Genomic DNA, 8325 nt, shown 5'->3' with positions numbered 1-8325 from the left:
CCTTCTCCATATTTAAAAAAGGTTGTTTTAGTCGCTCCACAATTTGAGTCTCCTAATCGCTTATTGCTTACTTTCCAGAATATTTATTTTTACTGCGTACCTTCTAAGATATTTGAAAAATTAGGTCTATCTAAAAAACAAACCCTTACCCTACTTCGTTCACTTGAAACATTAGACTGCAAAAAAACAGCTTCGTACATCACGACTTCCTAAATTGATTTTATGTGGTACCAAAGATCATGCGAATAAACCAGCAGCAAAACGTTTATATAAACTTTCAACGAATAGCCGGCTACTCTTTATTAAAAACGGAAAACATGAATTGAATAAAGAAAAACCAGAGACAATAGTACAATATATGTTAGTATTTATCGAAAATAGTTAATTTTAAAAAAAGACGACAAAATGTGTCGTCTTTTTATTTACCATGGTAAGAATGTTGTCTTGTTTTTTCAATACAGCTTGATTGAGACTAGTTTTATGGACAATAGAGAGAAAGTTATTGTTTTATTCCAGAGAATTTTTCTGGTCGTAAATCTACTAATTGAACATGACTGTCTAAAGAACCACTTGGACTTTCAAGAGTAAATACACCTAGACGTGGATCTAAAGAAAGGGTCATATGTTCATCCATGTACATTTTTGAATAATCTTTTATATAAACATCCCCAATATCACTATCTAATTGGAGTTTATAATCATTTTTTCTCTGTTCTTTAGCAAGAAGAAGTAAACGAAAACTAGTATCTAAAGAGCAAACACCCATTTTAGAATATTCCCCAACGCCATCATCTAAATCCAATATAACTGTTGCGCCTTCATCAATATATTTTTGTAATCTTTCTTGTGCTTGTTCCGTAATTTTAAGATACATAACTAATACGCCCTCTTTCTTTTTCTTACAAAAGCATGCTAGCATATATTAATAAAATTATCTAAAGTCCTGCTCAAAACAAAAAGATGTAAGAAATATCTTATGATATTTCTTACATCTCAGAGTGTAGACTGATACTTTTGTCTACACCCTGCCCCTCTTTTTTAAAGGGTGGTTATGATTTGCTGATTTTATATATTAAAGATAGTTATTTTTTTAAGATAGAACTTTGGTCCTTTAGTAATATTACTCTAAGCTAACTACTTGTTATATGAATATAACTACTATAACTCCTTCTATGTTAAACAGGTATTACAAAATATCTCCATTGGAACCAATCACTTCTTTGTACCAATAAAAAGAGTCCTTTTTGTACCTTTCTAAGGTTCCATTTCCTTCATCGTCTTTGTCTACATAGATAAACCCATATCTTTTTTTCATTTCGCCTGTTGTAGCACTTACTAAATCTATGGGTGCCCACGTGAGATACCCAAAGCAATCTACCTGATCTTCTTCAATTGCAATCTTCATTTGTTGAATATGCTGTTTTAAGTATTCGATGCGATATTCATCATGTATGTTTTTATCATCTGTCAAAACATCTATGGCACCTAATCCATTTTCTGTAATTATGATAGGGAGTCCATATTTTCTATAAGTGTAATTCAGCAGATACCGTAAACCCGTCGGATCAATGGTCCATCCCCATTTACTAGTCACAAGATACGGGTTTTGAAGACCGCCAAATAAGGCACTCTTTTCTTCAGCTGCTCCTTCGTACTTCGCAACAGATGATGCATAATAGTTCATACCAATAAAATCAAGTGTTCCTTTAGAAAACATATATTTATCATTCTCTGTTATGGTCAACTTTATTCCTTGGTCTGCATATTCATTGATTTTATAGTCTGGAAACTTTCCTGTGCACATAGCATCTATTTGATAGAAATCTCGATCCATTTGTTTAAAAGCATTCATCACATTTGTTGGATTGCAATCTACTGGATAAACAGGTTCGATTCCAAATACGCAACCAATCTTGTTTTCTGGGTCTATTTTTTTCCTAAAACTATTGCCGAACAACTAGCCACTGTCATATTGTATCCGATCTCAGCCAATGTCTGCGATTTATTTTCGAGTTCAGAATACTTCAAACCTGCGATAATATACGTAAAAATATCTGTAGCTTCTGTTTGAGGATCAATATGATTCATTTCATTAAATGTAACCCAATAGTGGACTTTTCCTTTTAAAGATTCAAACATAGTTTGACAAAATTTCAAATAAAGTTCAATTACTTTTCGATTAGTCCATGAACCATACTTTTGGACTAAATTTTTTGGCATCTCGAAGTGATATAATGTTACAATTGGCTCAATGTCATAAGACAACAACGTATCCACCACATCTATATAATACATAATTCCTTCTTGATTCGGCTGCTCATCATCTCCATTAGGAAAGATACGAGACCAATCTATTGATATTCTTAATGCTGTAAATCCCATTTCACTAAACAGACGAATATCTGACTTGTATTGATGATATAAATCAATACCCATATGTGAGGGATACGTAGCTTCAGAAGAAATTATTGTATCGATTTGGCGTGGGACCTGATAGCTTCCTTGTCTGACATAATCCATGATAGCTGGTCCTTTTCCTCCCTCCTGCCAGGCTCCTTCACATTGATGTGCAGCAATACTTCCACCCCATAAAAAATTCTTTTTCAATTTCATTTTTTCACCTTCTATAAAATGACGTTTAGTAGATTATCTGTCTTTATTACTTGTTCTGAATTTGAAGGAATGACGTCTAAATAGCTATCGGTATTCGTGACAACTACAATAGTAGACGTATCATAACCAGCTTCTTGTATTTTATCAAAGTCTACTGTTCCAAGGAGTTGTCCTCTTTGAATTTTATCTCCTTGTTTTATATTTAAATTAAAATATTTCCCCTCTAACTCTACTGTATCGATCCCAATATGGATTAGTATTTCAATTCCATCTTGTGATTGGATACCTATTGCATGATTCGTTGGAAAAACTACCGTGATTTCCCCATCCACTGGAGAATAAAGATGTGTATCTATTGGTTTGATTGCAATCCCTTTTCCTAAAGCTCCTGTTGAAAAAGCTTGATCTTTAACTTCATTTAAAGAAATCACTTCTCCTTCTACTACATTACCCAATGAAGAAGTGCGCAGATTTTTATCTTTCCCTTTTTCAGCAATTATATGGTTGATTGTCTCCTGATCCTCTTCTTGTGCAGGGACGCCTAAGAGATAAGCAGCTACAGCTGATCCAGCAAAACTAATCACGACTGCCGCTAACATAAACCAGAAGTTCATGAAATCTCCTTCACCTATATACGCTGGGAGGCCAAATAAACCCCAAGCAACAGAATAAGCTTTAACACTAGTCAAACCAGCAAATAATCCACCAAGTCCTCCTCCAATCATTACTGCAACAAATGGTCGACGATATTTAACAAAGACACCATAGATAGCAGGTTCAGTCACTCCAAGTACTGCAGAAAGTGTTACTGTCCCAAATAATTGTTTTTGTTTTAAATTCCGTGTTCTTAAGAAATACCCAAGCATTGCTCCCCCAACAGCAATATCTGAGATTGTACATGAAGATATAAATGCAGGGTCATACCCATTTGCTGCAATTAGAGAAGCTACAACCGGCATGATAAAGTTTCCTGCGCCCAACATTATAATAAATGGTTGAAGAGCAGAGTATAACATCATGACAAACCAACTACCTACATATTTCATCAGTAGATTAAAAAATCCAATGATTCCTTCTCCCATATAAAATCCTAAAGGTCCAAAAATCAATAACGTTGCTGGTAAAGTAATTAACATTACTAACAAAGGGGTTAAAAAGTATTGGAGTGTGTTAGGTATAACTCTTTTAACTACTTTAGTTACGTACCCCATAAACCAGATAGCTAGTAAAATAGGGATAAAACTATTAGAATACGTAATTTGAGGTAATCCAATACCAAATAACTCCAGTCCTTTCACATCATTGATAGAACTTGAAAGTATAGTAGCAGCAAGTGCTACTGCTAAATAAGGACTTGCTCCTAATCGTTTTGCGCAGCTCATAGCCATTAAAATAGGTAGAAAATAAAATACAGCAGACCGCAAAGCATCAAAAATATGATAGGTTGAACTGTCTGGTGATATTATTCCAGTTAAAGAAGCAATGGATAAAACAGCAGCAAATAATCCAGCACAAATAATAGGTTCAAGTATCGGTGTCATAGATTCAGATATGACATCAAGTGCTGCTTTTATTGGATTTTTTTTTCCACTTTGCTCTTCTAAAGTAGTTTTGGGAGATAGTTCTAATTGAGTCATCAATTCTTTATATACATCGTTAACATGTGTACCTATGATGATTTGATAAGCAACGTTATTGCTAACTACATCAATCACACCGTCTAAGTTTTTAAGCTTATTTGTTTGCGCTTTCGTTTTATCGATAAGAGTAAAACGCAACCGTGTCATACAGTGAGCTACTGCCTCTATATTTTCTTTTCCTCCAACAAGTTCAATAATATGTTTGTTAAAATCATGATACTTATCCATTATTGTCGCCTCTTTCCGCTACGCGATTAACATGAATCATCAAATAAGTGTATTCATCTTGAGATAAATAGGTGTTGAACTTTCCTTTTACATATATTTCTATCTTTTCTACAGCTGTATATGCTTTAGGGTATAGTTTTTTTACTTGTTCAAATAACTGAGATTCATTTTCAACGTATGCTTGTTTTTTTCTTAATCGTTCAATAAAATACTGTAAATGTGTCACTAGCCTCATGTAGTTGATGCTCTCTTCGTCAATAGATAAACTAAAATGATATTTGATGATATTCAACATGTCTCTTAGTGTCTCCATATCTTCTATCTGTTCATCAAAATTGACCTGATTTTCTTGAAGATTAACAAAGTGTAAGGCAATTGAAACAGCTTCATCTGTGGGAAAGGAATGATTAAAATATTTCTTCATCATTTTTAAAGCTTCCAAACCGATTTTGTAATAAACTGGATAAAACTTTTTAACTTCCCAAAAGAGCGGACTTCTAAGATATTGTCCTTTTTCTGAGCGTTTCAATGCAAAGGAGAGATGATCTAATAAAGCTAAATAAAGATAATCATTTGCTTTTTTACCGATTTCCTTTTCTCCATAACTAACGAGCTCGTTGATCATAGAGATCAGTCTATCATCAGAATGCGATAACAAATAGCTAAAATGTTCTAAACGGTCTTTCGAATCTAAAACATATGTTTTTTCAATTTCGGAATCATTAATGCGTTGGCCAACTTTTTTTTTGAAAGCAATCCCTGTCATATAGATAATTGCTTCATTTCCTCCCCGATCAATTAAAGCTACATTGTTATTGATAATCTTTTTAACTTTCATTAGTTTCTCCTTTCCAGAAAAAAGAACTCAGATCCAATATCAAATAAGCTTTTGATCATAAAGCTTTACTTGATATTAGTTCTGAGTTCTGCCTGATTTATCAGTAACATAACTCTAGAGATAACTGCGTCGCTATCTCAAGTTCTTTTTTCTTTTCTTACAAAATAAATATACTTTATTTCATTTTATAAGTCAACGTTTTCATTGCTTATAAATTAGTTTTTTTAATCATCTCAGTAATAATTTGCTATGTCAGTTCGATCAATACCATTTGCATGAAAGTACAGCTATAAGCCAATCACACCTAACCTACTCTTAATCGTATAATGATTCCAGTTAGCAAGGTCTTTAATACTCATGATCCCCATCTGGTTGAGTTTTTTTCATTCGAGACCCTATGCCCCAAAAGACTGTCATTTTAGGAATATTCCATACTTTCTCAGGAACATTTTGATACGTCCATTCAGCAATAAACCCTTCATTGTGCTTCGCTTCATTGTCTAAGGCGAGTTTGGCCAAAGGGGATTATCTCCGCGACACCTACCGTAGCAATCAATCCTAATTCTTCTTTAATACGTTCTTGGATCATTTGAACGAATTTTTTCCTTCTCTGACTTCTTGTTCCTTCAGTCGTAAAAATATTCAGTGATCTGGTCACTTTTAAAATGGGTTCATCGATTGGATACATCAGTAGATCTTCGTCAGCCACATATCTTTTGAAAATATTATTTACCCGCATATTTCGCTTGATATATAGGTTCATACGTGGTGGAACAACGTATGATGTTTTAGGAAATAGTTGTGATAAATCACGTGGTCTACTCACATTTGTAATATCATACCGCTTTTTTGCTTCAGGAGAAGAAGCTCTAATATCAATCCTAAACCAGTATTGTCAGCGCGACTCATAACAACAAGTTCTGTTGTTAATGGATCAAAATTTCTTTCTATACACTCGATACTCGCATAAAAAGGCTTCATGTCGATTAGAAAATAATCATTTACTGATTCTTTCGAATAATCCAGCATGAATAACACCCATTCTTTTTTACATTACACAAACGTAAGTTAGGAAATATAAAGAAGAAAACTAAATAGCACTAAACAAACAAGACAACTCATGTTTATTCCGTATAAGAAACTACATATTATGTTAACTAGTTATTAAAATAACATATTCAATAAAATTAAATTGTAATTTTATAGGTTTTAGGAATGAAAAAGCCTTATTTCAGGAAGTTTTTAACTGTTTGCTATAGATGTATGTCATGATAGTATCGTAATAAAAATAATATAAAAGGAGCGAGTTCCAATATGCAAAATGTAAAAGAAGTTTCTGTAAAAGAGATGAAACAAATTATCGGTGGCTCTAATGATAGTCTTTGGTATGGTGTAGGACAATTTATGGGTAAACAAGCAAACTGTATAACAAACCATCCTGTTAAACACATGATAATTCCTGGATATTGTTTATCGAAAAGTTTAGGGTAAGCGTAGGAGTGAATATTAATGAAAAAATATAATGAGTTATCTAAAAAAGAACTTCTACAGATTCAAGGAGGAATAGCACCTATTATAGTTGCTGGCCTTGGCTATTTAGTAAAAGATGCATGGGATCATTCAGATCAAATAATCTCAGGATTTAAAAAAGGTTGGAATGGTGGACGTAGAAAATAAAAATGTGGTAAAAGACTTATATCTCTAATTAAAATTAATAGCATAGTAACTATCAAAAGCTTGTTCTCGTTATAAGGATTATTTGTATGGTTAATGATTAAGAGGAAAAATTAAATGAATAAAAAATTATCTGTAAAGAAATGGCTTCAATTAGAAAAAGCTTCAATTATAGGGATTATTACTCTAATTGGATTAATACTCGGAGAATTATTAAATAAAATTTTAGTCAAATATATAGACAGTTTTTATTTGAGCTTTTTATTAGGAACTATGTCTATATATATATGTTGGTTCTTATATTCATTAATTTATTTTAAAAAAAATAACAGAAAGTGAATTCCGTATTGGTAGTTAGTTGTTTATTATTGATTGTTGCAAATCAACAATTTAACCGAAAAGGAAACAAGCTCAATAATACAAAAGGCGGCTGGCAAATGCCAGCCGCCTTTTGTATTATTGAGCTTGGGTTTTGAGGGGAATTCAAGGGGGAGATTGCTCCCCTTTGACAAGCGATTATTTGCAGCAAATATAGAGATTGCCAAACCTTTTTAGTAAGTAATGACAAAACTGAAGCAAGTTGCTGAAGATTTGTCATTTCGTGTGCCGACTTTCAGGAAAGTTTAGGTACATTAGCAAATATATGTATAGGATTCTAAAATTTTATCGCCAGATTTTGCAATCGATAAATGATGCACAATAAATATAAGAGTTTTATTTGCTAAATTTAAAAGGCGATCCATCATTTCATGTTCTAGTAGTTTATCAAGTCCATTTGTCGCTTCATCTAAAATGAAAACAGATGAATTTTATAGGTTTCAGGAATGTTATTACCTTATTTCAGGAAGTTTTTAACTGTTTGCTATAGATATATGTCACACTAGTATCGTAATAAAAATACTCTAAAAGGAACGTGTTTAAATATGCAAAATGTAAAAGAATTAAGTACGAAAGAGATGAAACAAATTATCGGTGGAGAAAATGATCACAGAATGCCTAATGAGTTAAATAGACCTAACAACTTATCTAAAGGTGGAGCAAAATGTGGTGCTGCAATTGCTGGGGGATTATTTGGAATCCCAAAAGGACCACTAGCATGGGCTGCTGGGTTAGCAAATGTATACTCTAAATGCAACTAAAAAAGAAGAGAAAAAACTCATTACGAGTTTTTTCTCTTCTTTTTTTGCATGAAATTAGGAATAACTAATAAAACAATAGCAATCAATAGTAAAATCTTACTTAATATAGTTTCGGAAAAAATAAATAATCCTAAATTTATAATTACTGCTAAAAAAATGCATAAATTATACTCTAAATTATTTTTTTTTAAAT

Annotated in this window: 7 protein-coding genes and 3 pseudogenes; 5 read left to right on the top strand and 5 right to left on the bottom strand. The window is 32.6% G+C overall.

Annotated elements, in window-relative coordinates:
• Nucleotides 1-385 (top strand): annotated as a pseudogene (locus RG571_RS11330) (alpha/beta fold hydrolase); the annotation flags it as partial.
• Nucleotides 386-499: 114 nt separating this feature from the next.
• On the opposite strand, the gene RG571_RS11325 reads toward RG571_RS11330, so the two are convergent.
• From RG571_RS11325 to RG571_RS11305, 5 genes and pseudogenes are all read right to left on the bottom strand, one after another.
• A complete protein-coding gene (locus RG571_RS11325; RefSeq protein ID WP_002339586.1) occupies nucleotides 500-874 on the bottom strand; it encodes an iron-sulfur cluster biosynthesis family protein in 375 nt (124 codons plus the stop codon).
• A 312-nt stretch (nucleotides 875-1186) separates the two neighbouring features.
• Nucleotides 1187-2613 (bottom strand): annotated as a pseudogene (locus tag RG571_RS11320) (family 1 glycosylhydrolase).
• A gap of 11 nt (nucleotides 2614-2624) precedes the next feature.
• Nucleotides 2625-4481, bottom strand: a complete 1857-nt coding sequence (locus RG571_RS11315) for a PTS beta-glucoside transporter subunit IIBCA (RefSeq protein WP_193504020.1) — start codon at nucleotides 4479-4481, stop codon at nucleotides 2625-2627.
• Entirely contained in the window at nucleotides 4474-5319 is an 846-nt protein-coding gene (locus tag RG571_RS11310; RefSeq protein ID WP_002294088.1) for a PRD domain-containing protein, read from the bottom strand. Before RG571_RS11310 ends, RG571_RS11315 begins: the two co-directional genes overlap by 8 nt.
• A gap of 290 nt (nucleotides 5320-5609) precedes the next feature.
• A pseudogene (locus tag RG571_RS11305) lies at nucleotides 5610-6348 on the bottom strand (type VI secretion protein ImpB); the annotation flags it as partial.
• 285 nt (nucleotides 6349-6633) lie between these two features.
• Here RG571_RS11305 and RG571_RS11300 point away from each other — a divergent pair.
• The 4 genes from RG571_RS11300 to RG571_RS11285 all read left to right on the top strand — a co-directional run bounded on the left by RG571_RS11300 (nucleotide 6634) and on the right by RG571_RS11285 (nucleotide 8132).
• A complete protein-coding gene (locus tag RG571_RS11300) occupies nucleotides 6634-6810 on the top strand; it encodes a bacteriocin (RefSeq protein ID WP_002298841.1) in 177 nt (58 codons plus the stop codon).
• An 18-nt stretch (nucleotides 6811-6828) separates the two neighbouring features.
• Nucleotides 6829-6996, top strand: a complete 168-nt coding sequence (locus RG571_RS11295) for a class IIb bacteriocin, lactobin A/cerein 7B family (RefSeq protein ID WP_002295575.1) — start codon at nucleotides 6829-6831, stop codon at nucleotides 6994-6996.
• Between the two features lie 114 nt (nucleotides 6997-7110).
• The gene (locus tag RG571_RS11290) at nucleotides 7111-7332 is read left to right on the top strand and encodes a hypothetical protein (RefSeq protein WP_002331254.1); all 222 of its coding nucleotides are present in this window, start codon (nucleotides 7111-7113) and stop codon (nucleotides 7330-7332) included.
• A gap of 584 nt (nucleotides 7333-7916) precedes the next feature.
• Entirely contained in the window at nucleotides 7917-8132 is a 216-nt protein-coding gene (locus RG571_RS11285) for a bacteriocin (RefSeq protein WP_002295295.1), read from the top strand.
• Nucleotides 8133-8325 lie beyond the last annotated feature (193 nt).

The sequence above is a fragment of the Enterococcus sp. FR204 genome (genome assembly GCF_031143325.1).
GTDB classification, from domain to species: Bacteria; Bacillota; Bacilli; order Lactobacillales; family Enterococcaceae; genus Enterococcus_B; species Enterococcus_B faecium.
The sequence above is the reverse complement of the archived record's forward strand: the minus strand, read 5'-3'. Positions and strand labels throughout refer to the sequence as shown.